General features: G+C 58.3%; 19 protein-coding genes. 6 read left to right on the plus strand and 13 right to left on the minus strand.

Translation table 11 applies throughout. The annotated features are described in order from the left end of the window. Positions 1-126: 126 nt before the first annotated feature. The 11 genes from ACOZK9_RS04805 to ACOZK9_RS04855 form a co-directional block, all read right to left on the minus strand. Positions 127-1,098: a peptide ABC transporter ATP-binding protein gene (locus tag ACOZK9_RS04805; protein ID WP_058414375.1), complete on the minus strand. Its 972-nt coding sequence runs from the start codon at positions 1,096-1,098 to the stop codon at positions 127-129. Next, the gene (locus ACOZK9_RS04810) at positions 1,098-2,066 is read right to left on the minus strand and encodes an ABC transporter ATP-binding protein (protein WP_058414374.1); all 969 of its coding nucleotides are present in this window, start codon (positions 2,064-2,066) and stop codon (positions 1,098-1,100) included. Before ACOZK9_RS04810 ends, ACOZK9_RS04805 begins: the two co-directional genes overlap by 1 nt. A 10-nt stretch (positions 2,067-2,076) precedes the next feature. Further along, positions 2,077-2,988 carry an ABC transporter permease subunit gene (locus ACOZK9_RS04815; protein ID WP_152746228.1) on the minus strand — a complete coding sequence of 304 codons (912 nt, stop codon included), beginning with the start codon at positions 2,986-2,988 and terminating at the stop codon, positions 2,077-2,079. A 10-nt stretch (positions 2,989-2,998) separates the two neighbouring features. Next, complete coding sequence (locus tag ACOZK9_RS04820) at positions 2,999-4,009, minus strand: ABC transporter permease subunit (RefSeq protein ID WP_058414409.1); 1,011 nt, start codon at positions 4,007-4,009, stop codon at positions 2,999-3,001. A 73-nt stretch (positions 4,010-4,082) separates the two neighbouring features. Next, on the minus strand, positions 4,083-5,681 hold the full coding sequence (locus ACOZK9_RS04825) for an ABC transporter substrate-binding protein (RefSeq protein WP_421555381.1): 1,599 nt from the start codon (positions 5,679-5,681) through the stop codon (positions 4,083-4,085). Positions 5,682-5,761: 80 nt separating this feature from the next. Continuing rightward, entirely contained in the window at positions 5,762-7,159 is a 1,398-nt protein-coding gene (locus ACOZK9_RS04830) for an OprD family porin (protein WP_058414371.1), read from the minus strand. A gap of 170 nt (positions 7,160-7,329) precedes the next feature. Beyond that, complete coding sequence (locus tag ACOZK9_RS04835) at positions 7,330-8,934, minus strand: ABC transporter substrate-binding protein (RefSeq protein WP_058414370.1); 1,605 nt, start codon at positions 8,932-8,934, stop codon at positions 7,330-7,332. 306 nt (positions 8,935-9,240) lie between these two features. After that, positions 9,241-10,869, minus strand: coding sequence for an ABC transporter substrate-binding protein (locus ACOZK9_RS04840; RefSeq protein WP_058414369.1), 1,629 nt, complete (start codon positions 10,867-10,869; stop codon positions 9,241-9,243). Positions 10,870-11,127: 258 nt separating this feature from the next. Further along, positions 11,128-12,729, minus strand: coding sequence for an ABC transporter substrate-binding protein (locus ACOZK9_RS04845; protein ID WP_421555382.1), 1,602 nt, complete (start codon positions 12,727-12,729; stop codon positions 11,128-11,130). 94 nt (positions 12,730-12,823) lie between these two features. Further along, positions 12,824-15,361, minus strand: coding sequence for a hypothetical protein (locus ACOZK9_RS04850; protein WP_421555383.1), 2,538 nt, complete (start codon positions 15,359-15,361; stop codon positions 12,824-12,826). Positions 15,362-16,157: 796 nt separating this feature from the next. Next, on the minus strand, positions 16,158-16,868 hold the full coding sequence (locus tag ACOZK9_RS04855; RefSeq protein ID WP_058414367.1) for an SIMPL domain-containing protein: 711 nt from the start codon (positions 16,866-16,868) through the stop codon (positions 16,158-16,160). Positions 16,869-17,072: 204 nt separating this feature from the next. Here ACOZK9_RS04855 and ACOZK9_RS04860 point away from each other — a divergent pair, with 204 nt between their 5' ends. The 3 genes from ACOZK9_RS04860 to ACOZK9_RS04870 all read left to right on the plus strand — a co-directional run bounded on the left by ACOZK9_RS04860 (position 17,073) and on the right by ACOZK9_RS04870 (position 20,696). Further along, positions 17,073-18,335 carry an ATP-binding protein gene (locus ACOZK9_RS04860; protein ID WP_058414366.1) on the plus strand — a complete coding sequence of 421 codons (1,263 nt, stop codon included), beginning with the start codon at positions 17,073-17,075 and terminating at the stop codon, positions 18,333-18,335. Further along, positions 18,328-18,888: a response regulator transcription factor gene (locus tag ACOZK9_RS04865; protein WP_003171731.1), complete on the plus strand. Its 561-nt coding sequence runs from the start codon at positions 18,328-18,330 to the stop codon at positions 18,886-18,888. The genes ACOZK9_RS04860 and ACOZK9_RS04865 overlap by 8 nt, the downstream gene beginning before the upstream one ends. Positions 18,889-18,986: 98 nt before the next feature. Beyond that, positions 18,987-20,696: an ABC transporter ATP-binding protein/permease gene (locus ACOZK9_RS04870; protein ID WP_421555384.1), complete on the plus strand. Its 1,710-nt coding sequence runs from the start codon at positions 18,987-18,989 to the stop codon at positions 20,694-20,696. 565 nt (positions 20,697-21,261) lie between these two features. Here ACOZK9_RS04870 and ACOZK9_RS04875 read toward each other — a convergent pair. After that, a complete protein-coding gene (locus ACOZK9_RS04875; protein ID WP_004372274.1) occupies positions 21,262-21,699 on the minus strand; it encodes a Z-ring associated ZapG family protein in 438 nt (145 codons plus the stop codon). Positions 21,700-21,846: 147 nt separating this feature from the next. On the opposite strand from ACOZK9_RS04875, the gene ACOZK9_RS04880 reads away from it, so the two are divergent. The 3 genes from ACOZK9_RS04880 (at position 21,847) to zapE (ending at position 25,030) form a co-directional block, all read left to right on the plus strand. After that, a complete protein-coding gene (locus ACOZK9_RS04880; RefSeq protein WP_058414364.1) occupies positions 21,847-22,476 on the plus strand; it encodes an alpha/beta hydrolase in 630 nt (209 codons plus the stop codon). 24 nt (positions 22,477-22,500) lie between these two features. After that, positions 22,501-23,856, plus strand: a complete 1,356-nt coding sequence (locus tag ACOZK9_RS04885; RefSeq protein WP_058414363.1) for a tryptophan--tRNA ligase — start codon at positions 22,501-22,503, stop codon at positions 23,854-23,856. Positions 23,857-23,935: 79 nt separating this feature from the next. Continuing rightward, the gene (zapE, locus tag ACOZK9_RS04890; protein WP_122250501.1) at positions 23,936-25,030 is read left to right on the plus strand and encodes a cell division protein ZapE; all 1,095 of its coding nucleotides are present in this window, start codon (positions 23,936-23,938) and stop codon (positions 25,028-25,030) included. A 51-nt stretch (positions 25,031-25,081) separates the two neighbouring features. On the opposite strand, the gene ACOZK9_RS04895 is transcribed toward zapE, so the two are convergent. Further along, positions 25,082-25,978 (minus strand): GlxA family transcriptional regulator, encoded by an 897-nt coding sequence (locus ACOZK9_RS04895; RefSeq protein WP_421555410.1) that lies wholly within the window; start codon positions 25,976-25,978, stop codon positions 25,082-25,084. Between the last annotated feature and the right edge of the window lie 64 nt (positions 25,979-26,042).

Below are 26,042 nucleotides of genomic sequence, written 5' to 3' on the forward strand. Positions count from 1 at the left end.
ATCACTGGTAAACCGTGGTGATAGGCAAAAAAAGCCCCTCCCGCCAAGCTGATGCGCAACCTGACGGGAAGGGCTGTAGAGCACGTGTCATGCACCGGGTTTACCCCGGCGCATTTTTGTTACGGGTCAGGCCACAAATTGCTCCGCGTAGTGGCATGCCACCTGGCGGTTATCCAAGGCGCGCAACTGCGGCTCTTCGCTGCTGCAACGCGCGGTCGCGTACGGGCAGCGTTTGTGGAACGCGCAGCCAGACGGCGGGTTCAGCGGGTTGGGCAGTTCGCCGACGATCTTGATCTTTGGCTTGTTCGGGTCCGGGTGAATGGTCGGGGTGGCCGACAGCAACGCCTGCGTGTACGGGTGCAGCGGGCGCGCGTAGATGTCTTCCTTGGGGCCGACTTCCACCGGGCGGCCGAGGTACATCACCATCACGTCATCGGCGACGTGTTGTACCACCGCCAGGTTGTGTGAGATGAACACGTAGGCGGTGTTGAATTCCTGCTGCAGATCCATGAACAGGTTCAGCACCTGCGCCTGGATCGACACGTCGAGGGCCGAGGTCGGTTCATCCGCCACCAGCACTTTAGGTTGCAGCATCATCGCGCGGGCGAGGGCGATCCGCTGGCGCTGGCCACCGGAGAACATGTGCGGGTAGCGCTGATAATGCTCGGGGCGCAGGCCCACCTGCTTCATCATCGCCTGGACTTTCTCGCGGCGTTCGGCGGCGGACAGGTTGGTGTTGATCAACAGCGGCTCGCCGAGTTGGTCACCGACTTTCTGGCGTGGGTTCAACGAGGCGTACGGGCTTTGGAACACCATCTGCACGTCTTTGCGCAGTTGCTTGCGCTGGGCCTTGTCGGCGCCGGCAACTTCCTGGCCGGCGATTTTCAAGGAGCCCGAAGACGGCTCCTCAATCAACGTAAGCGCGCGCGCCAGGGTGGACTTGCCGCAACCCGACTCGCCCACCACGGCGAGGGTCTTGCCGGCTTCCAGTTCAAACGACACACCGTTAAGCGCGCGTACCAGAGCATGGCCCTTGAACAGGCCACGGGACACTTCGTAGTGACGGGTAAGGTCGCGGGCGGTAAGAACGACGGCCATTACGCCACCTCCTGGTTCAAGGGGTAGAAGCAGCGCGCAAGGCTGTGGCTTTTCGGATCAAGGCCGGGGCGCTGCGCACGGCAGGATTCCTGCACATACGGGCAGCGCGGCGACAGCAGGCAACCCTGCGGGCGGTCGTAACGACCGGGCACGATGCCCGGCAGCGTGGCCAGGCGCGTGGCGCCCAGGCTGTGCTCTGGAATCGCCTTGAGCAGCGCTTCGCTGTACGGGTGCGCCGGGATGTCGAACAACTGCGGCACCTGGCCGACTTCGACGGCTTGGCCAGCGTACATCACGCACACGCGCTGGGCGGTTTCAGCCACGACTGCGAGGTCGTGGGTGATCAGCACCAGGCCCATGTTTTGCTCTTTCTGCAGGGCCAGCAGCAGTTCCATGATCTGCGCCTGGATGGTCACGTCCAACGCAGTGGTCGGCTCATCCGCGATCAGCAGTTTCGGCTCGCCGGCAATCGCCATGGCGATTGCCACACGCTGGCTCATACCGCCGGATAATTGGTGCGGGTAGGCATCCATACGGCTGGCAGCGCCGGGGATTTCGACTTTTTCCAACAGTTCGATGGCACGTTTGCGCGCTTGCTTGCCGGACATTTTCAGGTGCAGGCGCAGCACTTCTTCAATCTGAAAGCCCACGGTGTAGCTGGGGTTCAGCGCGGTCATCGGGTCCTGGAACACCATCGCCAGGTCTTTGCCGACGATTTGGCGGCGCTGGCGGTTGCTCAGCTTGAGCATGTCCTTGCCGTCAAAGTTCAGCGCGTCGGCGGTGACGATGCCGGGGTGCTCGATCAGGCCCATCAGCGCCATCATGGTCACGGACTTACCCGAGCCAGACTCGCCAACAATCGCCAGTACTTCGCCTTTGTCGACGCTGATGTCGAGGCCATCGACCACCGGCACGGCGGTTTTGTCGCCGAAGCGCACATTGAGATTCTTGATTTCTAACAGTGACATGGGAATCTCCTCAGGCGGCGTTCTTGAGTTTCGGGTCCAGCGCATCGCGCAGGCCGTCACCCATCAAGTTGATTGCCAGCACGCTGAGCAAAATGGTCAAACCCGGCAAACTCACTACCCACCAGGCGCGTTCGATGTAGTCACGGGCCGACGCCAGCATGGTGCCCCACTCAGGGGTTGGCGGTTGTACGCCAAGGCCCAGGAAGCCCAGCGCCGCGGCATCGAGGATCGCCGAAGAGAAGCTCAAGGTAGCCTGAACGATCAGCGGCGCCATGCAGTTAGGCAGCACGGTGACGAACATCAGGCGTGGCAGGCCAGCGCCGGCGAGGCGGGCGGCCGTCACGTAGTCGCGGTTCAGTTCGCCCATCACCGCAGCACGGGTCAGACGCACATAGGACGGCAGGGAGACGATCGCGATAGCGATCACGGTGTTGATCAGGCCAGGGCCGAGGATCGCGACAATCGCAACCGCCAGCAGCAGCGACGGCAGGGCCAGCATGATGTCCATCAAACGCATGATGGTTGGGCCAAGCATGCGTGGGAAGAAGCCAGCGAACAGGCCTAGCAGGATGCCCGGAATCAGCGACATGACGACCGACGACAAGCCGATCAGCAACGACAGGCGCGAGCCCTGGATCAGGCGCGAGAGCAAGTCACGGCCGAGTTCATCGGTGCCGAGCAGAAACTGCATCTGCCCGCCTTCCAGCCACGACGGCGGGGTGAGCAGGAAGTCGCGGTATTGCTCGCTCGGGTTGTGCGGTGCAACCCAAGGGGCGAACAGTGCGCAAAACACGATGATGATCATGAATAACAGGCCGGCAACCGCGCCTTTGTTCTTCGAAAAGGCTTGCCAGAATTCTTTGTAAGGGGACGGGTACAGCAGGCTTTGATCGACTGCTACCGCTTGCGTAGGTGTGGTCATGGTTATGATCTCAGCGCTGGTGACGGATGCGTGGGTTGGCGAAGCCGTAGAGCACATCCACGACGAAGTTCACCAGGATCACCAGGCAGGCGATCAGCAGGATGCCGTTTTGCACCACCGGGTAGTCCCGCGCGCCAATCGCTTCGATCAGCCATTTGCCGATGCCGGGCCACGAGAAGATGGTTTCGGTCAGGACCGCACCGGCCAGCAGCGTGCCGACTTGCAGGCCGACCACGGTGAGCACCGGGATCAGCGCGTTACGCAGGCCGTGCACGAACACCACGCGCGCCGGCGACAGGCCTTTGGCCTTGGCGGTACGGATGTAGTCTTCACGCAGTACTTCGAGCATCGACGAACGGGTCATCCGCGCGATCACCGCCAGCGGGATGGTGCCGAGCACGATGGCGGGCAAAATCAGGTGGTGCAGGGCGTCAAAAAACGCGTCGGGCTCGTCAGCCAGCAGCGTGTCGATCAGCATGAAGCCAGTGCGCGGCTCAATGTCGTAGAGCAGGTCGATACGCCCGGAAACCGGGGTCCAGCCCAGGCTTACCGAGAAGAACATGATCAGGATCAGGCCCCACCAGAAGATTGGCATCGAATATCCCGCGAGGGAGATGCCCATCACCCCGTGGTCGAACAGGGATCCTCGTTTCAAGGCCGCGATCACCCCGGCCAACAGGCCCAGGATACCGGCGAACAACAGGGCGGCCATGGACAGTTCCAGGGTCGCCGGGAAGAGGGCGGTGAATTCGGTCCATACGCTGGTGCGGGTGCGCAGGGACTCACCGAGGTCGCCTTGGGCGAGCTTGCCTACATAGTCGAAGTATTGCGCATACAACGGCTTGTTAAGGCCAAGGCGTTCCATTGCCTGTGCGTGCATCTCGGGGTCGACGCGGCGTTCGCCCATCATCACTTCTACGGGGTCGCCAGGAATCATGCGAATTAACGCAAACGTCAGCAACGTGATGCCGAAAAACGTGGGGATCAATAACCCCAATCGGCGGGCAATAAAACTAAACATCGTGTTGTGTACCTCAATCAGCCGGTTAGGCAGGTTCGGCACCGTCAATGTCGACGGTGCCGAGCGTCTCTTATTACTTCACCTGGGTGGTGGCGAAGTTATTTGTAGTCAGAGGGCTTTGGGTAAAACCCTCGACGTTTTTGCGCATGGCGGTGAACATTTTCGGGTAAGCCATGGGAATCCATGGTTGGTCCTTGCCGAACACGTCGAGTGCTTGTTCATAGAGTGCAGCGCGCTGAGCGGGTTCAGCATTTGCGCGCGCTTTGTCGATCAGGTCCTGAAACTCTTTGTTACACCAGCGCGCGTAGTTTTCGCCGTTTTTCGCTGCATCGCAACTCAGGTTCGGCGTGAGGAAGTTATCCGGGTCCCCGTTATCCCCCGCCCAACCAGCGGAAACCATGTCGTGCTCGCCGTTTTTAGCACGCTTGAGCATCTCGCCCCATTCCATGACTTTGATATTCACCTTCAAGCCAATCTGCGCCAGATCCGCCTGCATGCGCTGGGCGCCGAGCATCGGGTTAGGGTTGGTTGGGCCGCCGCCGTTACGCGTGAACAGGGTGAACTCGGTACCTTCCGGTACGCCGGCTTCCTTGAGCAAGGCGCGCGCCTTGTCGAGGTCACGTGGCGGGTTTTTCAGCTTGTCGTTGAAGCCCAGCAGCGTTGGCGGGTAAGGGCCGGTGGCGTCGACCGCGTTGCCTTTGCCGTACAGCGAAGTGTTATAGCCGGACTTGTCGAACGCGATGTTGATTGCGTGGCGCACCCGCGCGTCGCTCATGTACTTGTGCGTGGTGTTCAAGGCGGTATAGGCGGTAGTCATTGCCGCCAGTTCCGCGACCTTCAGGTTCGGGTCGGCTTTTACGCTCGGCACGTCATCGGGTTTTGGGTACAGCGCGATCTGGCACTCGTTGGCCTTGAGCTTTTGCAGGCGCACGTTGTTGTCGGTGGTGATGGCCAAAATCAGCGGATCAGCCGGCGGCTTGCCACGGAAGTAGTCCGGATTGGCCTTGAAACGCACTTGGGCGTCTTTGGCGTAACGCGTAAAGATGAACGGCCCGGTGCCGATTGGCTTGGCGTTGAGGTCGTCGGTTTTGCCGGACTTGAGCAACTGGTCGGCGTATTCGGCGGAGTGGATCGAGGAAAACGCCATGGCCAGGTCGGACAAAAACGGTGCTTCAGGACGGCTCAGGGTGAAGACCACGGTGTGATCGTCGGTCTTGGTCACGCTTTTGAGCAGCTCCTTGAAGCCCATACTTTCAAAGTACGGGTAGCCCACGTTGGACTTGTTGTGCCAAGGGTGGTTTGGGTCCAGTTGGCGCTGGAAACTCCAAAGCACGTCATCAGCGTTCATGTTGCGCGTGGGTTTGAAGTAGTCGGTGGTGTGGAACTTGATGTCTTCTCGCAGGTGGAACGTATACGTCAGCCCATCAGCGCTGATTTCCGGCAGGTCTTTGGCCAACGCAGGCACCACTTCGGTGGTCCCGGGCTTGAAGTCGACCAAGCGGTTAAACATGGTTTCCGCAGCGGCGTCAGCGGTCACGGCCGTGGTGTACAGGACCGGGTCGAAACCCTCCGGGCTGGCTTCGGTGCAGACCACCAAGGGTTTGGCCGAAACGCCGATCGCCACGCTCAACAGCGCAGCGGCAATGGCAGCTTGTAACGGGAGCATTTTCATTCAGAGCCCTCTGCAATCGATGGGACCAGACAAACGTCAACGGCGGGCTCGTCCTGAGCCCGCCGTTTACCTGGTGCTAATTAAAGAATGTTGAACGGGATGGTGGTAACCAGACGGAACTCACGCAGGTTGCCGTCAGACTGGTTTTCGCTGGCGCGGTGCGTTACGTACGTTGCACGAACGGTGGTCGCTTTCAGCGGGCCGCTCTGGATCGCGTACGACGAACCTACGCCGTATTCCTGGTGCTTCTCGCCGTCCTGGGACTGGATACCGTCGTACCCTTTACCGACCACGCCGCCGTTGCCGGTGTAGTGAGTGCCGTCGATACCCCAGCCACGTGCCGAGTAGATGTTGAACTTCAGGCCTGGCACGCCGTATTCGGCCATGTTGATGCCGTAGGCAACCTGGAACGACTTCTCGTTCGGACCGTTGAAGTCAGACGTCAGGGAGTTGGCCAGGTAGATACCGTTGGTTTCGTGCAGGTAGTCGAAGTACTCGTTACCGTTCACGGCCTGGTACGAGAAGGTCAGGCTGTGAGCCTGGTGGGTCAGGCCGAACGACAGCGAGTAGGTGTCGTTGTCGATCTTGCCCATCAACTTTTTGCCTTCGTCGACGGTTTTGTAGTAGTTCAGGCCGGTGGTCAGGCTCAGCACTTGGCTATCGCCCAACTCGTGGGTAGCGCCGAAGTAGTACTGGTTCCAGAAGTCTTTGACTTGAGCGCCGAAGAAGCTGGTTTTCAGGCTTTTGAATGGCTGCCAGTTCACACCGCCGGTGTACACGTGGTCGGTTTCCACGCCGCTGCTGCTGTATTCACTGCGGAATTTAGACAGGCTTTGCTCGGTACGCGGCGATACGCGATCGAAGTAAGCGCCCTGGAACGACAGGTTGCTGAACTCTTCGCTGTTGAGCGCAAAACCTTCAAAGCTCGACGGCAGGGCACGGTTACCGATGGTGTCGATGATGCCGCTGCTGAAGTTCTGGCGACCGGCGGTCAAGGTGGTGTTCGACACACGGAACTTGACGTTGGCCAGGCCCAGTTTGCTCCACTGGCCTACGGCATCGCCGTCGGAGTCAGCCAGGGTACGGTTGGAACCGCCCTTGATGTCACGCTTGCTCTGGTCCAGCGCCACTACGTTGTAAGCCGCAACTTCGGTTGCCACGCCCACGGTGCCTTGGGTGAAGCCCGAGGAGTAGTTAAGGATGGTGCCCTGCAGCCAGTTGGTACGGTAGGCGTCAGTACGTGCTTCACCGTGTTTCTGGTAAGTGAACTTGCCGCCGCGGAATCGCTGTTCGTTGGAGAACCAGTTACGCGTCGTACCGCCCAGGCTTTGACCGTCGATAAAGCCTTTGGCTTCGCTTTGGGCGCTGCTGGCGGCCAAGGTGGTGGGTACGAAGTCCTGGCTCTGCGTTTCAGCGTAGGCAGTTGCCGTGATGGAGCTGATGGCCAGGGCCAGAAGCGCTTTGCTGCTCAGTTTCATGGGTGAAGCTCCTTTGGTTCTCTTTTTAATGCCGGTCTTATTAGGTGAACCGGCTATTGGGTGTGTAACTCGATCAAGCCTTTGCAAACGTTTGCCGTGGGAAATTTCCCAACAAATGGCTGCACGTTTGCAGGAGAGCTAACATCGCTCTCCACAATCCGGTTAATTTCTTAGGGTGTGATGCTGACGCCCGAGAACACATTGCGGCCGAAAGGGCTGACTTTAAAACCCTCTACTTTGGCGCTTAACGGCTGGTTAACCGTCGAGTGCGCGATAGGTGTAATCGGCACCTGTGCCTTAAGCAATTGTTGCGCCTGTTTGTACAAAACCGTCCGTTGTTCGCGATCGGTGACCACTTTGGCTTGCTTGACCAGCTTGTCGTACGCCGGGTCACACCACATTGAGTAGTTGTTCCCGCCGATGGCGTCGCAGCTGTAAAGCGTGCCCAGCCAGTTGTCCGGGTCACCGTTGTCGCCGGTCCAGCCAATCAGGCTCACATCGTGCTCACCGTTCTTGGTGCGCTTGATGTATTCGCCCCATTCGTAGCTGACGATCTTGACCTTGAGGCCGATTTTGGCCCAATCGCTTTGCAGCATCTCGGCCATCAGCTTGGCGTTGGGGTTATACGGCCGTTGCACCGGCATCGCCCACAGGGTGATCTCGGTGCCTTCTTTTACACCGGCAGCCTTGAGCAGTGCCTTGGCTTTTTCCGGGTTGTAGGCGGCGTCTTTGATGGTGTCATCGTAGGACCACTGCGTCGGTGGCATGGCATTCACCGCCAGTTGCCCCGCGCCTTGGTAAACAGCGTTGAGAATGCTCTGCTTGTTCACCGCCATGTCCAGCGCCTGGCGCACTTCGAGCTGGTCGAAGGGTTTGTGGCGCACGTTGTAGGCGATGTAGCCGAGGTTGAACCCAGGCTTGGTCAGCAGTTGCAGGTGCGGGTCGGCCTTTAGCGCGTCTACGTCGGCCGGGCGTGGGTGCAAGGTGATCTGGCACTCGCCGGCTTTGAGCTTTTGCACGCGCACCGACGCGTCCGTGTTGATCGCAAAAATCAGCTGGTCGAGCTTCACGCGGCTCGGGTCCCAGTACTGTTTGTTGCCCACGTAACGGATCTGCGAGTCTTTCTGGTAGCGCTGGAACACGAACGGCCCAGTGCCGATCGGCTTCTGGTTGATGTCGCTGGCTTTGCCTGCTTTCAACAATTGCTCGGCGTATTCGGCCGACAGAATCGAGGCGAAGCTCATGGCGATATTTTGCACAAACGCCGCGTCAACCGTGTTCAGGGTCATCACCACGGTGTACGGGTCGGTTTTCTCGACCTTGGCGATGTTCTTGTTCAGGCTCATCCCGTTGAAGTACGGAAACTCAGTGGGGTAGGCCTTGCGAAACGGGTGTTCCGGGTCAAGCATGCGGTTGAAGGTAAACAGCACGTCGTCGGCGTTGAAGTCGCGTGTGGGCTTGAACTCCTTGTTGCTGTGAAACTTCACCCCTTCGCGCAGATGGAAGGTGTAAGTCAGGCCGTCTGGCGAAATATCCCACTTGGTTGCCAGCCCAGGTACCACATTGGTCGCGCCTTTTTCGAATTCAACCAAGCGGTTGTACAACGGCTCGGCCGCGTCGTTATCGGTGGCGGTGGTGTACTGCGCAGTGTCAAAACCTGCCGGGCTGCCTTCGGAGCAGAACACCAGGCTCTGCTTGTCGGCGGCTTGGCCCATCGTGGCCGCAGCCAAAAGGCTGGTGCCAAAAATTGCGGATAGAACGGTGGTATGGCGCATGACGATCCCGATCCTTGTTTGTAGTTGTCACCAGCGAACAATCACCCTGTCATTCGCACAGGGTGACATCACTGATCCCACACACAGCAAGTGCCTTTCTCAGAATGAAGCCTCTGCTGTCCTACGACGTTATGGGTCGCGGAGCGTGCAGTAAATGCGTCAAAACTGACTGACTTTGTAGGTAATGGAGCCGCAAGCCGCAGTTCATTACTGTAGGAAAAGTAATGAACGGGGCTGTGGCCTTTTTCCTACGGCCTGGGCGGATGCAATAACGGCGACGTTATGAACCGTCGCCGTCAATGTTCCTTATTTGCCGCTTACGCTAACGCCATAGAAGGAGTTCAAGCCAAATGGGCTGATCTTGAAGTCCTGCACGGTATTGCGCATGGGTTGATACACCGTCGAGTGCGCGATAGGTGTCATCGGGACTGCATCTTTGAGGATATGTTGCGCCTGCTTGTACAGCTCGGTGCGTTTGGCGACATCCGACGTGGCCTTGGCTTCTTTCACGATGCCGTCGAATTTTTTGTCACACCATTTGGAGAAGTTGTTACCGGCCAGCGAGTCGCAGCCGAACAGCACGTTCAGCCAGTTGTCCGGGTCACCATTGTCGCCGCTCCAGCCAATGATCATGGCCTGGTTCTCACCACCTTTGGAGCGCTTGATGTACTCGCCCCACTCGTAGCTGGTGATTTTTACGTTCAGACCGATCTTCTTCCAGTCGTTTTGCAGCATTTCAGCCATCAGCTTGGCGTTCGGGTTGTACGGACGCTGAACCGGCATGGCCCACAAAACAATCTCGGTGCCTTCTTTGATGCCCGCTTCCTTGAGCAGCGCTTTGGCCTTCTCGGGGTCGAACTTGGCGTCTTTGATGGTGGTGTCATACGACCACTGGGTCGGCGGCATGGCGTTGACCGCCAGTTGGCCTGCGCCCTGATACACGGAGTCGATGATCTGCTGCTTGTTCACCGACATGTCGAGTGCCTGACGCACGCGCAGGTCAGCCAGCGGGTTAGGCTGGTCGCTGCCCTTGACCTTGTCCATGACGTTGTAAGCGATGTAGCCCAGGTTGAAACCAGCCTGATGCGGCAGTTTCAGGTCCTTGTCTTCGCCCAGCGCCTTAAGGTCGGCCGGACGCGGGAACAGGGTGACCTGGCATTCGTTTTTCTTGAGCTTCTGGATACGCACCGACGGGTCAGTGGTGATGGCGAAGATCAGGTTATCGATCTTCACGTCTTCAGGTTTCCAGTAATCCTTGTTGCCGGTGTAACGAATGTTCGAGTCTTTCTGGTAGCTCTTGAATACGAACGGGCCGGTACCGATTGGCTTCTGGTTGATATCGGCGGCTTTGCCTTCCTTCAACAGTTGGCCTGCGTATTCGGCGGACTGGATCGAGGCGAAGCTCATGGCCAGGTTCTGGATGAAAGCCGCGTCCACGGTGCCAAGGGTGAACTTGACGGTGTGGTCATCGACTTTCTCGATGTTCTTGATGTTGGTGTCCATCCCCATGTCCGTGAAGTACGGGAACTCGGTGGGGTAGGCTTTGCGAAACGGATCGTCCTTGTTGATCATGCGGTTGAACGTGAACAGCACGTCATCGGCATTGAAGGTACGGGTCGGTTTGAAGTACGCGGTGGTGTGGAACTTTACGCCGTCGCGCAGGTGGAAGGTGTACGTCAGGCCGTCCGGGGACACGTCCCAGTTGGTCGCCAGCCCAGGAATCACAGCGGTGCCGCCGCGTTCGAACTGGGTCAGACGGTTGAACATGGTTTCGGCCGAAGCATCGAAGTCTGTTCCGGTGGTGTACTGGCCTGGGTCAAAACCGGCCGGGCTCCCTTCGGAGCAGAACACCAGGTTAGTCGCCGCGTGGGCGAAAGGAGCGGCTGCCATAAGGCCAGCGCTCACTAAAAGCGGAAGGACTGCGTGTTTGAGCATGTTGGCCTCATGATTTGTTGTCATTTTTGATGGTGAGGGCGACCTCGTGAGTCGGCCTGCGGATACTTATGCAGGGGCCATACCCATTGCAAGATGCTGAACCGTTACGAGGCTTAAAGTGTGGTACGAACGTACAGGAATGTCGCATTTATGAAAGTTTGTACATAAATGCATATATATAGAGGTTTTTTTCGGTGCGTCAGGCGCACCGAAAAGGCCCAACCGAGGTCGTTTTCGCACTCGGTTGGGGCGTAGCTGTTACTTATCCAGACTGACACCGTAAAACGGCGTCAGTCCGAAGGGACTGATTTTGAAGTCGTGTACTTCCTTTCGAAGTGGCTGGAACACTGTGGAGTTCGCAATAGGCGTTATAGGTACCTGTTCCTTAAGAATTTTTTGCGCCTGTTGATACCACTTGATGCGCTGGTCGCGGTCGCTGCTGACTTTCGCTTGCTGTACCAGTTTGTCGTATTCAGGGTTACACCACTTGGCGTAGTTGCTGCCCTTGATTGCGGCACAACTGTAGAGCACGCCGAGCCAGTTATCCGGGTCACCGTTATCGCCGGTCCAGCCATAAATCATCGCGTCGTGCTCGCCGTTTTTGGCGCGCTTGATGTACTCACCCCACTCATAGCTGACGATGTTGGCTTTGATGCCGACTTTCGCCCAATCCTGCTGAATCATTTGTGCCGACATGCGTGCATTCGGGTTGGAAGCGCGCTGTACGGTCATCGCCCACAGGTTGATCGTGGTGCCGGGTGCAACGCCTGCTTCTTTCAGTAGCGCCCGCGCCTTGGTGGGGTCGTAGGGTGCGTCTTTTATCGTCGGGTCATAAGACCACTGCGCGGGTGGTAACGCGTTCTGCGCCAATTGCCCGGCGCTCTGGTAGACCGCCTTGATGATTGCCGGCTTGTCGATGGCCATGTCCAGCGCCTGGCGCACCTTGAGCTGATCGAGTGGCGGATGGGTCACGTTGTACGCCAGAAAGCCGAGGTTGAACCCGGCTTGTTGCATCACGCGCAGGTTCGGGTCTTGCTTCATTACGTCGATGTCGGCGGGGCGTGGGTAACCGCTGACCTGGCATTCGCCGGCCTTGAGTTTCTGCAAGCGCGAGGCGGCGTCCGGGGTGATCGCGAACACCAGGTTGTCGAGCTTCACATCGTCGGGTTTCCAATACTGTTTATTGGCGACGTAGCGAATCTGCGAGTCCTTCTGATAACGCTTGAACACAAATGGCCCGGTGCCCACGGGTTTTTGATTGATGTCCGAGGCGGCGCCTTCTTTTAACAGTTTGGCGGCGTATTCGGCGGATTGCACAGAGGCAAAACTCATCGCCAAATTTTGCACAAACGAGGCATCGACGTTGTTCAGGTTGAAACGCACGGTGTGCTCGTCAAGTTTTTCGACGCTTTTGATCGTGGTGTTCAAACCCATGTCGGTGAAGTACGGCGACTCGGACGGGTAGGCCTTGCGAAACGGGCTGTTGGCATCCAGCAGGCGATTGAAAGTGAACAGCACGTCATCCGCGTTGAAGTCGCGGGTAGGGGTGAAGTAGTCGGTGGTGTGGAACTTGACGCCATCACGCAAATGGAAGGTGTAGGTCAGGCCGTCGTTGGATACATCCCAGCGTGTGGCCAGGCCAGGTTCGACTTCGGTGCCGCCACGCTTGAACTGGGTCAGGCGGTTAAACACGGTTTCGGCCGAAGCATCGAAGTCAGTGCCGCTGGTGTACTGGCTGGGGTCGAAGCCGGCGGGGCTGGCTTCGGAACAGTAGACCAGGGTGCTGGCGGCCTGGGCCATTGGCATAAAGGCCATCAAGCCTGCGGTGAGGATGAGCGGTTTTAACGCGATTCTTTCCATGGAGACCCCTGAAATGGCAGGCCTATAAATGGCCTGAACAAAAACGACGGTCACCGAGGTTACCGCCGTTTAGGTGTGTCAGGTAGTCACGCGGTTATGCCAGGTTAGTAATAGTCGTAGTGCTCAGGTTGAAAGGCGCGTTTTTCTCGATGATGTACGGGTTTGATTGTCCGTCGATATGATTGCTTTCAACAATGTGGAAGGTTCTGCGCGCACGGACCTCTATGTCGGGAATAACCTCGGCATCTTTATCCAGATCGAGCAATATCATCACCGCCTCGTATTCGACCTGAGCTCCCTGGATCAGGGGGTCGTAGGTGATCACATAATGTGTGCCTGTGCCTTTGAAGCCAACATGATCTTGTAGTTGGTTAATTTTCAACTCAACCGAGGTCGGGGCGACACTGCCCTGATGAGCGACCTCGGAGATGCGTGAACGCAGGTTGGCGTCGGGTACAGCGTCTTCGAACTGCGAAAGGCGCTTGCGCAACGTTTCACCCTCAGCGGTGCCGGTGCCATCCAACTCCACAGTGGTATAACCATCCGGTTGCTTGATGCGGACAGTGTAGTGGTCACGGTTCAAATCTTTTATAAAGTTGGGCGAATAGCTCGTGGCGCTGTGCTCGTTGGGTTGCGCCGTTTCGCTTGGGTAAACCTCGAAGTTATTTTCTTCGACGGTCGAGGACACCGTGAGCTTTCTTTTTAAGACGCCCGCCTCTTCAAAGTTACTCACCGATTGTTCATAGGCCGTAGCGTTGTTGTAATTAAACACGGCATCAAACTTATCGGCGCCACTGGTTTTGGGATCGCCTAAAATTTCGAACGCGTCTGAAAATTTGGCGCCCGTCTTCAGGTCGTTACTTGGGGTGGGCGAGGGCGTGCGCACCCATGGCCACTTACCCCCATCGTTACTCGCTGCTTGCCACTGCCCATCACCCGTCGCGTGAGCCGTAAGCACAGGTTTGCGCGTTTTGGGGTCAATAATTTGAACGTACTGGTCACTGAGTTTGAAATCACTTCTGATCTCATACACCCTGTTGGAGCCCGTGTCGTCGGTATAGCGGATAAACCAGTGGTCTCCGGCATTCGTTGCATCTTTGATCTGGTAAATGCCTTGGGTGTTGGGCGTGGCATGTTCAATCAGTTGCTCGCCGTTCGGCACCGCGTACTCGCTGATATTTCTGGCCTGGCTGGGCTGCAGTCGATTAACGGTAGGCGGCGTGTCGTTTAACGTCGTGCCTATATCACTCTCGTTCGACGCCTTGGGCGCTCGCACTAAATTAAAATCGCTGGTCTGTTCATTAAATTTCCAGCCGTATTGCTGGGGCGTGGCGAGCTTAACGGCGGCCGGCAAATCACCCAGCCCCGTCTCTATTGCAGAGGGCGCAAGTTCGTGTGCCAGTTGCAAGCCTGATATGACCGCTGCCGCATTGCCGCCCACCCGGTCGTCGGCCGTCATCCCATTCAGGGAGTCATGAATGCCAAAGACGATATTGCCCGTGTTGCCCACGACAGGGACGTAACCGAAAGTGTTGCTCCACAGCTCTTTGGCGCCCTTCCAATTTTGCTGCGAGGAACCAAATACCTCAGTTTGGTCTGCCCACACGGCGTTTTTGGTGTTGACCGCCTGATAACTGGCAGCAATACCGGTGTTCAAGTTGCCGAAGTTTAAATAATAATCGGCATCGCGCGATTGGGTATAGTTGAAGGTTTCCCACACCGGTACATCTTTATCGGAGAGGGCACCGGAGCGCCCGCGGTAGGTGGCAAGGTTACCGATAATAAGGTTGTCGAGCACATCCGCAGCCTTTGGCCAGTGTGTGTTTTTGCTGCTTTGCCGGTCGCTGGCATTGAAACTACGCACTATTGCACTGCGGTTGTTTTTAGCCCAGTTGGCAAAGTCCTTATCATCGTGTATTTCATTCACCGTGCCATTCTTTAAATCAATCATCAGGCCTTTATTGGGGCGGTGATCGTAATCGCCGTGATAGTTGACCTCGGGCACAAAGGCATACCCGGCCATCGGGTAGCCGAATATATTGGGAATGACCACATTGCCGAGTTTATCAAGTGTGCGGTCGATTGCTTCCCGACTGCCAGGTGTCAGTTTTTCAAAGCTGGCCTTGTCGTCACGCAGGCTTTGCAAGGTGCCCCGCACTACATACGCGTCGGCTTTACCCGAGCGCTTTGCCAATGCACCCGACACATCCCGCAGGGGCTCGGATACCTCATTTTCCCAATGGTCCTGGAGCGTGCTGCCCACCGACTCCAGGTCCTCAATCCGGCGTTTGTCTTGTTGCTCGATATGCATGGAGTGGAAATTGATCGGACCGTCTCGCGGTGCTTTATCGTGCGCCAGCGCACCCGCGGCTATTTCCCATGCAAAGTAGCTACGTTTATCACTGTTGGTCAGCGTCGTCGGGCTCCCTACGCCGACATAGGTGTTGAACGTGACCGTGATTTTCTCCTGCGGGTCGAACCCTGCTGCCAATACCCCACCGCTGAAGTAACCCGCAGGCTGCAGGAACTGACGACTTTGCTGGAATTTGAGATTGCTTTCGCCTTCACTACCGCTTTCTATGTTGGCGAGCTGCTGCACGATACGACCCGCGTACGCGTCGGTCAGTTGCACTCGCTCTTTCTGCGTCAAGTTCGCGTTGGGCGGCGTTGCTGTGGTTGACCCATAAATGACGTTCTTGGCCGCATCGGACTCATGCGTGGGGCCAGTTGCTGAGGCGTCAATTGAGCGCGTGTGACGTGCAAAAGAGGGTGTTGAACTAGTTGAACGCGATTGCTCGGCGGTTGAAGGTGGCTGGGGTATTGCTAACGTGTGTAATAGGTAAGACGGACTTATATTCATGTTCAGCTCGTTCTACTCATGGGTATTATAAAGAGGGTCGGTCAGTGCACTGTAATAGTGACGGCCGCGACGGTTTTATAGCGCAGTGCGAAGGGTGATGTTTAGTGAGGGCCTCTCATGATCTCACCGTCACTTTATTAGTGTTCGCGCTGCGTTAATTTATATAAATGACAGGAGTAAGCGACTCTAGTGATTATGCGTTACTGACAGATGGGTGGCTGTGTGAATGCGACTGGTTCCACACCAGGCTGTAAAAAAATTCCATAAGTGCTGGCCTACAAACTTCGGAAAAAAACCTACGTTTAGTCGCGAACATCGGACATGCCGTTCAATGTTCAGTCGTACACTTAGTTAAACTCTCATGTGGCGACATCCGGCACTTTTAATGCGCTACGGCGCTTTTTTGTAGGTGCCGTGGTTATAAAAAGAGGACGTTGCAGAGTGCGTTGAAGGCGCTGGGGGATTAAAGGTGTCAGGCGGCGGTTCTGCCAAGTCCGTTCCACCAAACTGCGCACAAAAAAACGGCGCAAACCTTCAGGCCGCGCCGCTTTCGTGTCGCAAAAAAGCCTTATTGCAGCACTTCGATCACCCCGTCGGCGCTCATGCTCACTTGGCTGGTACCTGCCTCCACTTGCGGCGTCGGCGCCGAATCCATCATCGCCGCTTTCAGCATCATCCCGCCACGCGCGAATGGCTGTGGGTAGCCGTTGGTGTTGAAGTTCAGATTGACGATCTTGTAACCCTTTCCGCCCAGCGCATCGGTCGCCAATTGCGCGCGCGCCTTGAATGCGCCAACCGCTTCCTTGAGCAAGGCATCTTCGCTGGCCTTGCGTGTGGTGTCGGCGATCGCGAAGTCCATGTTTTCCATTTTCAGGGTATTCAGCAGCTCGCCGGTGAGCTTGGAGAGTGCCGGGAAGTCCGCGCTTTCCAGGCGCAGTTCGGCGCGTTCACGCCAGCCGGTGATCTTCTGGTTCTTGTTGTCGTAGATCGGGTAGCTGTTGCGGCTGCCCTGGCGCAGGGTCACGCCTTTGACTTCGCGGGCCTCGCCAAGCGCCTTGTTCATCGTAGTGGTGATTTCGGCGGCGAGCTTGGCCGGGTCGCTGTTCTGCGACTCGGTGTACAGCGTGACGATCATCTTGTCGCGGGCAACTTCTTGGCTGACCTCGGCGCGCAGGGAAATCTGGTTGTAATTCAATGCATCGGCGGCCATGGCCGGAAGGCTGGCCACGGCGCTTGCGCTGAGGGTCAGAACGGCTGCAGTGCGAGTGAAACGAGACATGGAAGCTCCTTGAGGAATGCGTAGTGGGTATGACTGTAGACGGGAGTGTCGGGTTCTTCGGGTTTACATATTCACTACAGGTTGTCGTGGCGCCGACGAGCGGTAGTTTGCCGGCCTGCGTCAAAGGGCCACACACCCAATGCCCGAGGCGGCGCTTCGTTTATACTCCTGCCGATCCGCCTGCAGCGCTCACCGGGAGAGCTCATGCTCGCCGCCGTAAAACTGACTTCCGCCACACGCCAGAATCTTTGGCGCCTGACGTTCATTCGCACCCTGGTACTGGCCGCACAGGCCGGCTCCGTCGGGCTCGCGTATTGGTTCGACCTGCTGGCGCTGCCGTGGCTTCCACTTGGCGTGACCCTCGGTTTCTCCACGGTGCTGTGTGTGTTCACGGCTATTCGGCTGCGTACCACATGGCCTGTGACCGAACTGGAATACGCCCTGCAACTGGCCTGCGATCTGTTTATTCACAGTGTGTTGCTTTATTTCTCAGGGGGTTCCACCAACCCCTTTGTTTCTTATTATCTGGTGCCGTTGACCATCGCTGCCGTGACCTTGCCGTGGCGCTATTCGGTGGTGCTGTCGGGCATCGCGCTGACCCTGTACACGCTGCTGCTGGCGCGTTTCTACCCGCTGCAAACGTTCCCCATCGCGCGCGAGAACCTGCAGATCTACGGGATGTGGCTGAGCTTTGCGCTGTCTGCTGCGGTCATCACCTTTTTCGCCGCGCGCATGGCCGAAGAGCTGCGCCGTCAGGAAGAGTTGCGCGCCATTCGCCGGGAAGAGGGCCTGCGTGACCAGCAACTGCTGGCTGTCGCCACCCAGGCTGCCGGCGCCGCGCATGAACTCGGCACGCCGCTGGCGACCATGAGCGTACTGCTCAAGGAAATGACCCAAGACCATCATGACCCGGCTCTGCAAGATGACCTCAGCGTGTTGCAGGAGCAGGTCAAGCAGTGCAAGCAGACCTTGCAGCAGTTGGTGCGCGCCGCCGAAGCCAACCGCCGCCTGGCAGTTGAGATGCAGGACGTGACCCGCTGGCTCGACGAGGCTTTGAACCGCTGGCACCTGATGCGCCCCGAGGCCAGTTACCGTTTCCACCTGCTGGGCCAGGGCAGCGTGCCGCGCATGGCGCCGCCGCCGGACCTGACTCAAGCGCTGCTCAACCTGTTGAACAACGCCGCCGACGCCTGCCCCGAAGGCCTCGGCGTTCAGCTCGACTGGGACGCGGAAAACGTCACCATCAGCATTCGTGACCACGGTGCGGGCGTGCCGTTGGCCATTGCCGAGCAGATCGGCAAGCCATTTTTTACCACCAAGGGCAAAGGCTTCGGCCTCGGCCTGTTTTTGAGCAAGGCCAGCGTGACCCGCGCGGGCGGCTCAGTGAAGCTCTATAGTCACGAGGAAGGCGGCACGCTCACCGAGCTGCGCCTGCCGCGTGTCGCACGAGGAGATATCGATGAGTGACGAGATCCAAGTCGAAGGCGAAGAACTGCCGCACCTGTTGCTGGTAGATGACGACGCCACCTTTACCCGCGTCATGGCGCGCGCCATGAGCCGTCGCGGCTTTCGCGTGAGCACCGCAGGCTCTGCCGAAGAAGGCCTGACTATCGCCCAGGCCGATCTGCCGGACTACGCCGCGCTCGACCTGAAAATGGACGGCGACTCCGGCCTGGTGTTGCTACCCAAGTTGCTGGAACTCGACCCGGAAATGCGTGTGGTAATCCTCACCGGTTATTCCAGCATTGCCACCGCCGTCGAAGCCATTAAGCGCGGCGCCTGCAACTACCTGTGCAAACCTGCGGATGCCGACGACGTGCTGGCGGCCTTGCTGTCCGAACACGCCGACCTCGACACGCTGGTGCCGGAAAACCCGATGTCGGTGGACCGCCTGCAGTGGGAGCACATCCAGCGCGTGTTGACCGAACACGAGGGCAATATCTCTGCCACCGCGCGCGCCCTCGGCATGCACCGGCGTACCCTGCAACGCAAGCTGCAGAAGCGCCCGGTACGTCGCTGAACGCCGGTTGAACGAACTGCTTCAGGCTGCACGGAGCCGTGAACCGATCGCTTAAGATCGGTTCCAACGCCTGTCATTTCCCCTATCGAGCCTGAAGAATGAATCAGAACGCTGAGTATTCCGCGGTCAATGACGCAGTGCGTGGGCAGTTTTTTCGCCGAACCTGGGCGATGATCACACCCTATTGGCGCAGCGAAGAGAAGGGCAAGGCCTGGTTGCTGCTGGCGGCCGTGATTGGCTTGTCATTGTTCAGTGTGGCGATCTCCGTGTGGATCAACCATTGGTACAAAGACTTCTACAACGCCCTGGAAAAAAAGGACACGGCCGCCTTCTGGCAGTTGATCGGCTATTTTGGCGGTATCGCGGCGGTGGCCATTTTGGGGGCGGTGTACCGTTTGTACCTGACCCAAATGCTGACGATCCGCTGGCGTGCCTGGCTCACCGAAAAGCACTTTGCGCGCTGGCTTGCCGACAAAAATTACTACCAGCTGGAGCAGGGCGGATACACCGATAACCCGGACCAGCGGATTTCCGAAGACCTCAATACTTTCACTTCCAGTACCTTGAGCCTTGGCCTGGGGCTGCTGCGCAACGTGGTCAGCCTGGTGTCGTTCTCGATCATCCTGTGGGGTGTATCGGGCAGCATCGAGGTATTTGGCATCACCATCCCCGGCTACATGTTCTGGTGCGCATTGCTCTACGCCGCCGTCGGCAGTTGGCTGACGCACCTGATTGGCCGTCGCCTGATCGGCCTGAGCAACCAACAACAACGCTTTGAAGCGGACTTGCGTTTCTCGATGGTGCGTGTGCGCGAGAACGCCGAGAGCATCGCCTTGTACAACGGCGAGCCGAATGAAAACCAGCGCCTGAGCGCGCGCTTCGGCAAGGTCTGGCACAACTTTTGGGACATCATGAAAGTGTCCAAGCGCCTGACCTTCTTCACCGCCGGCTACAGCCAGATCGCGATCATCTTCCCGTTCATCGTCGCCGCACCGCGTTACTTCACCGGCAAGATCGAGCTGGGCGAGCTGATGCAAATCAACTCGGCGTTCGGCAACGTGCAGGAGAATTTCAGCTGGTTTATCAGCGCGTACTCCGAGCTTGCCGGCTGGCGCGCGACCAGTGATCGTCTGCTCAGCTTCCAGCAGGCCATGCGCGAAAACGAGCAGCGCGCCCCGGCAATCGATGTGCGCCCCGAGGGCGAGCGCCTGGTGGTGAAAGACTTGGGCATGGACCTGGCCGATGGCCGCCACTTGCTCACAGACGCCGAGATGACCGTGGAGCCGGGCCAGCGGGTAATGCTCAGCGGGCGTTCCGGCAGCGGTAAAAGTACCTTGCTGCGCGCCATGGGCCATCTGTGGCCAGCGGGCCACGGCAGCATTCGCCTGCCGGCGGCACGTTACCTGTTCCTGCCGCAAAAGCCCTACTTGCCGATTGGTACGTTGAAGGCGGTGTTGAGTTATCCACAAGACGACAGCGTTTACCCGGCGCAACGTTATGCACAGGTGCTGGAAACCTGCCGCTTGCCGCATCTGGTCAGCCGTCTTGATGAGGCCAACCACTGGCAACGCATGCTTTCGCCAGGCGAGCAGCAGCGCCTGGCCTTCGCCCGCGCGTTACTGTTTGCACCTCAATGGCTCTACATGGACGAGGCCACGTCAGCGATGGATGAAGAGGATGAAGCAACTTTGTATCAAGCCTTGATTGATGAATTGCCGGGGCTGAGCATCGTCAGCGTCGGTCATCGCAGCAGCCTCAAGCGCTTCCATGGACGCCATGTGCGCATCGAGAGTGGCCAGCTTCAATAACAGCAACCCGCTTAAGGCCAGACATGCCAGTGTGGAAGTTTGAGACCCAATGAAGTGGCCTTATGTGAAGTGTTGATTGATGAGTTGCCTGGGTTGGGCACTGTCAGTGTGGGAGGGGGCTTGCTCCCGATGGCGGTGGATCAGTCAGCACATTTGTAGCTGACAGACCGCTATCGGGAGCAAGCCCCCTCCCACAGTAGCTCTTCGCTGTGCTTGCGACAGCGGCCCAATGAAGCGGCCTCATATGAAGTATTGATTGATGAGTTGCCAGGGTTGGGCACTGCCCGTGTGGGAGGGGGCTTGCTCCCGATGGCGGTGTATCAGTCAGCCTGTTTGTAGCTGACAGACCGCTATCGGGAGCAAGCCCCCTCCCACAGTGGATCTTCGCTGTGCTTGCGACAGCGGCCCAATGAAGTGGCCTCATATGAAGTGTTGATGGATGAGTTGCCTGGGTTGGGCGCTGCCCCCTCCCACAATGGATCTGCACAATGTTGGAGATTGTGGCCCAACAAAAAAGCCCGGCTGATCATCGATCAGCCGGGCTTTTTTGGTGCTTGAAAATGACTTACTTCTTCAAGCCGTAATGCTCATCCAGCATGCCTGGGGCGTTCGGCGTTTTTGGCGCGTAGTCCCGTGGTGGCTCCTGGTTTTCCCGCGGCGGGGTCAGGCGCTCGCGTGGAGCTTGCGGTGCATCGGAGTGCAACGCGGCCAGCAGACGCTGACGGGTGATGTCGTCGAGGGCCAGGCGGTTTGCGCCATCGGCGAGGTGATCCTGTACGTCCTGGTAGCTCTGAGTGAGCTTCTTGACCAGGGTTGCGGTGCTGTTGAAGTGGGTAACAACCTCGTTCTGATAACTGTCAAAACGTTCCTGAATGTCATCCAACTGACGCTGCGTGCGGTTAGGCGCGGCATTCGGCAGCAGGCGAGCAACCAGGAATCCAATGGCGACACCGGCAACCAGGGCAAGAGTCGGCAACAACCAAACTAAGAGCGAGTGTTCCACGAGTCCTTCCTCTATAAACGGCTTTGCTTTACGTTAACGGCTCGGACCTGCGCTGTATACCGCGATTAAGCTCGCAAGCATGCCATGCACAGACTTTTAGCTAGACGAGTCGACCCTTTGAGAGGTCACGGAGTTCATTCCTTGCTCATGCGTGAAACCCCCGTTCTGATCGATGGCCCGGTTGGCCAATTGGAAGCCCTGTACCTGGATCACCCCGAGCCACGTGGCCTGGCGCTGATCTGCCACCCTAACCCGGTGCAGGGTGGCACCATGCTGAATAAAGTTGTATCGACCCTGCAACGCACCGCCCGCGATGCTGGTTTGATTACTTTACGTTTCAATTACCGTGGCGTCGGTGCCAGCGCCGGCACGCACGACATGGCCACCGGGGAAGTCGACGATGCCGAAGCTGCCGTCACCTGGCTGCGCGAAAAACACCCGGAGTTGCCGATCACCTTGCTCGGGTTTTCCTTCGGCGGTTATGTGGCCGCCAGCCTCGGCGGGCGCCTGGAAGCCAAGGGTGAAAAACTGGCGCACCTGTTCATGGTCGCCGCTGCGGTGATGCGTCTGCGCGACAGCGACGTGCTGCCGCAAGGCTGCCCGTTGACGCTGATCCAGCCACAAACCGATGAAGTGGTCGACCCGCAGCTTGTCTACGACTGGTCTGCTGCCTTGAATCGCCCCCATGAGCTGCTGAAAGTGGCAGAATGCGGGCACTTTTTTCATGGCAAGCTGACCGATCTCAAGGATCTGGTGCTGCCGCGCCTTTCGAATTGATAGCTGCCTGATAAGCGATTACCCATGACCACTCGTACCCGTATTCTCACCGGCATTACCACCACCGGCACGCCGCACCTGGGCAACTACGCCGGTGCGATTCGCCCGGCTATCCTCGCCAGCCAGGACGCGAATGCCGACTCTTTTTACTTCCTGGCCGACTACCACGCCCTGATCAAATGTGATGACCCGCAGCGCATTCAGCGCTCGCGTATGGAAATCGCCGCGACCTGGCTGGCCGGTGGTCTGGATGTGAATCGGGTGACGTTCTACCGTCAGTCCGACATCCCTGAAATCCCCGAGCTGACCTGGCTGCTGACCTGCGTTGCCGCCAAGGGCCTGCTCAACCGCGCCCACGCCTACAAGGCCTCGGTGGACAAAAACGTCGAAACCGGCGAAGACCCGGACGCGGGCATCACCATGGGCCTGTACAGTTACCCGGTGCTGATGGCAGCGGACATTTTGATGTTCAACGCGCACAAAGTGCCGGTGGGCCGCGACCAGATCCAGCACGTGGAGATGGCCCGCGACATCGGCCAGCGCTTCAACCACCTGTTCGGCAAGGGCAAAGAATTTTTCACCATGCCCGAGGCGTTGATCGAAGAAAGCGTCGCCACCTTGCCGGGCCTCGACGGTCGCAAGATGTCGAAGAGCTACGACAACACCATCCCGTTGTTCACCAGCGCCAAGGAAATGAAAGACGCCATCTCGCGCATCGTCACCGATTCGCGCGCGCCCGGTGAAGCCAAAGACCCGGACACTTCGCACCTGTTCACCCTGTACCAGGCGTTTGCCAGCCAGGCGCAGGAACAAGAGTTCCGCGCTGAACTGCTGCAAGGCCTGGGCTGGGGCGAGGCGAAGAATCGCTTGTTCCAACTGCTCGACGGCCAGTTGGGCGAAGCGCGTGAGCGCTATCACGAACTGATGTCGCGCCCATCGGACATGGAAGACCTGCTGCTGGTCGGCGCCAAGAAGGCCCGCGCCGTGGCGGCGCCGTTCCTCGCCGAGCTGCGTGAGGCGGTGGGCCTGCGCACGTTCGTCGAGCCGGCGGCTGCGCCGGTCAGTGCTAAAAAGAAAGCCGCGAAAGCCGCACGGTTTGTGAGCTTTCGCGAAGACGACGGCAGCTTCCGTTTCCGTTTGCTGGCCGCCGATGGCGAGCAACTGCTGTTGTCACGCAACTTTGCCGACGGTAAAGCGGCTGGCGCAGTGACAAAGCAGTTGCAAAACGGCGACGCGCTGGACGTGCGCACAGAGGCCCAACGCTTCAGCGTATGGCTGGACGGCGCTGCGGTGGCCGACAGTGCCGCGTTCGCCGACGAAGCGTCGCGTGATACCGCCATTGCCGCGTTGCGCGTTGCGTTGACCCCAACCGAGGATTAACCCGACCAAGGGTTGATTGCCATTATCCAGGGCCGTCGTTACAGTGACGGCCCGTTTTTGTTGCCTTGCTAACGAAATTATGACGCCCCTAGAACGATATCAAGCTGATCTGAAACGCCCTGAATTCTTCCATGACGCTGCCCAGGAAAACGCGGTGCGGCATCTGCAGCGCCTGTACGACGACCTGGTCGCGGCTTCGCAGAACAAGCCAGGGTTGCTCGGCAAGCTGTTTGGCAAAAAAGACCACACGCCGGTCAAAGGCCTGTACTTCTGGGGTGGCGTCGGCCGCGGGAAGACCTACCTGGTAGACACCTTCTTCGAAGCGCTGCCATTCAAGGAAAAGGTGCGCACGCACTTTCACCGCTTCATGAAGCGTGTGCACGAAGAGATGAAAACCCTGCCGGGCGAGAAAAACCCGCTGACCATCATCGCCAAGCGGTTCTCCGACGAAGCGCGGGTGATCTGCTTCGATGAGTTTTTCGTCTCCGACATCACCGACGCCATGATCCTCGGCACCCTGATGGAAGAGCTGTTCAAGAACGGTGTGACCCTGGTTGCCACGTCGAACATCGTGCCCGACGGCCTGTACAAGGACGGCCTGCAACGTGCGCGCTTCCTGCCGGCCATCGCGCTGATCAAGCAGAACACCGAGATCGTCAACGTCGACAGTGGCGTCGACTATCGCCTGCGTCACCTTGAGCAGGCCGAACTGTTCCACTTCCCGCTGAATGAAGCAGCGCATGAAAGCCTGAAGAAAAGCTTCCGAGCGCTCACGCCGGAATGCACGCAGGCGGTGGAAAACGACAAGCTGATGATCGAGAACCGCGAAATTATCGCGCTGCGTACCTGCGATGACGTGGCCTGGTTCGAATTCCGTCAACTGTGCGACGGCCCGCGCAGCCAGAACGACTACATCGAATTGGGCAAGATCTTCCACGCGGTGATCTTGAGCGGCGTGGAGCAGATGAGCGTCACCACTGACGACATCGCGCGCCGTTTTATCAACATGGTCGACGAGTTCTACGACCGTAACGTCAAGTTGATTATTTCGGCGGAAGTCGAGCTCAAAGACCTCTACACCGGCGGTCGCTTGAATTTCGAATTCCAGCGCACGTTGAGCCGCTTGCTGGAAATGCAGTCCCACGAGTTCCTGTCGCGCGGGCACAAGCCGTAAACACGCCACCGTAAAAAATGGGGGAGGGAGCAATCCCCTCCCGCATTGGGTTCAGGCGGCCTGCTGGAACTGCTGGCGGTACTGGTTCGGCGATAGCTCGGTGTGTTGCCTGAACAGCCGCGCAAAAAAGCTCGCATCGTCATAACCCACCTCATAACTGATGGTCTTGATGCTTTTGCGGCTGCCCGAGAGCAGCCCTTTGGCCGTCTCGATACGCAGGCGTTGCAAGTAGTGCAGCGGCTTGTCACCCGTGGCGCTCTGGAAGCGGCGCATGAAGTTGCGGATGCTCATGCCGTGTTCGCGGGCGACGTCTTCGAAGCGAAACTTGTCGGCAAAATGCTCTTCAAGCCAGTGTTGAATTTGCAGGATGATCACGTCCTGATGCAGCTTCTGCCCACCAAAACCAATGCGCCCCGGCGCGTAGCTGCGCTGCACTTCGTAGAGAATGTCGCGGGCCACGGCCTGGGCGATGGTGGCGCCGCAGAAACGTTCGATCAGGTAGATGTAGAGGTCGCATGCCGAGGTGGTGCCGCCGGCGCAATACAGGTTGTCGGCGTCGGTCAGGTGTTTGTCCTGATTGAGCTGCACCTTGGGGAAGCGTTCGCTGAAGGCTTTGAAGAAGCGCCAGTAAGTGGTTGCCTCCTTGCCATCAAGCAGCCCGGCTTCGGCCAGCCAGAATACGCCAGTGGCTTCACCGCAGAGTACCGCGCCGCGGGCGTGTTGTTCGCGCAGCCAGGGCAGCACTTGCGGGTAGCGCGCGCACATGGCGTCGAAATCGTCCCAGAAGGCCGGTAGCACGATGATGTCGGCGTCTTCCAGGCCGCCGTCGACCGGCATGATCACGTCGCTGAAGCTGCGCACTGATTGGCCGTCGGGGCTGACAAGGCGCGTTTCGAACGCCGGGGTCAGGCCCAGGCCTTGCTGTTTGCCGTAACGCAGGCTGGCCAGGTGGAAGAAATCCTTGGCTTGCATCAGGGTTGAAGCGAATACCCGATCAATCGCCAAAATGCTG

Origin of the sequence: Pseudomonas kitaguniensis (genome assembly GCF_049199985.1) — a bacterium.
Lineage (GTDB): Bacteria > Pseudomonadota > Gammaproteobacteria > Pseudomonadales > Pseudomonadaceae > Aquipseudomonas > Aquipseudomonas kitaguniensis.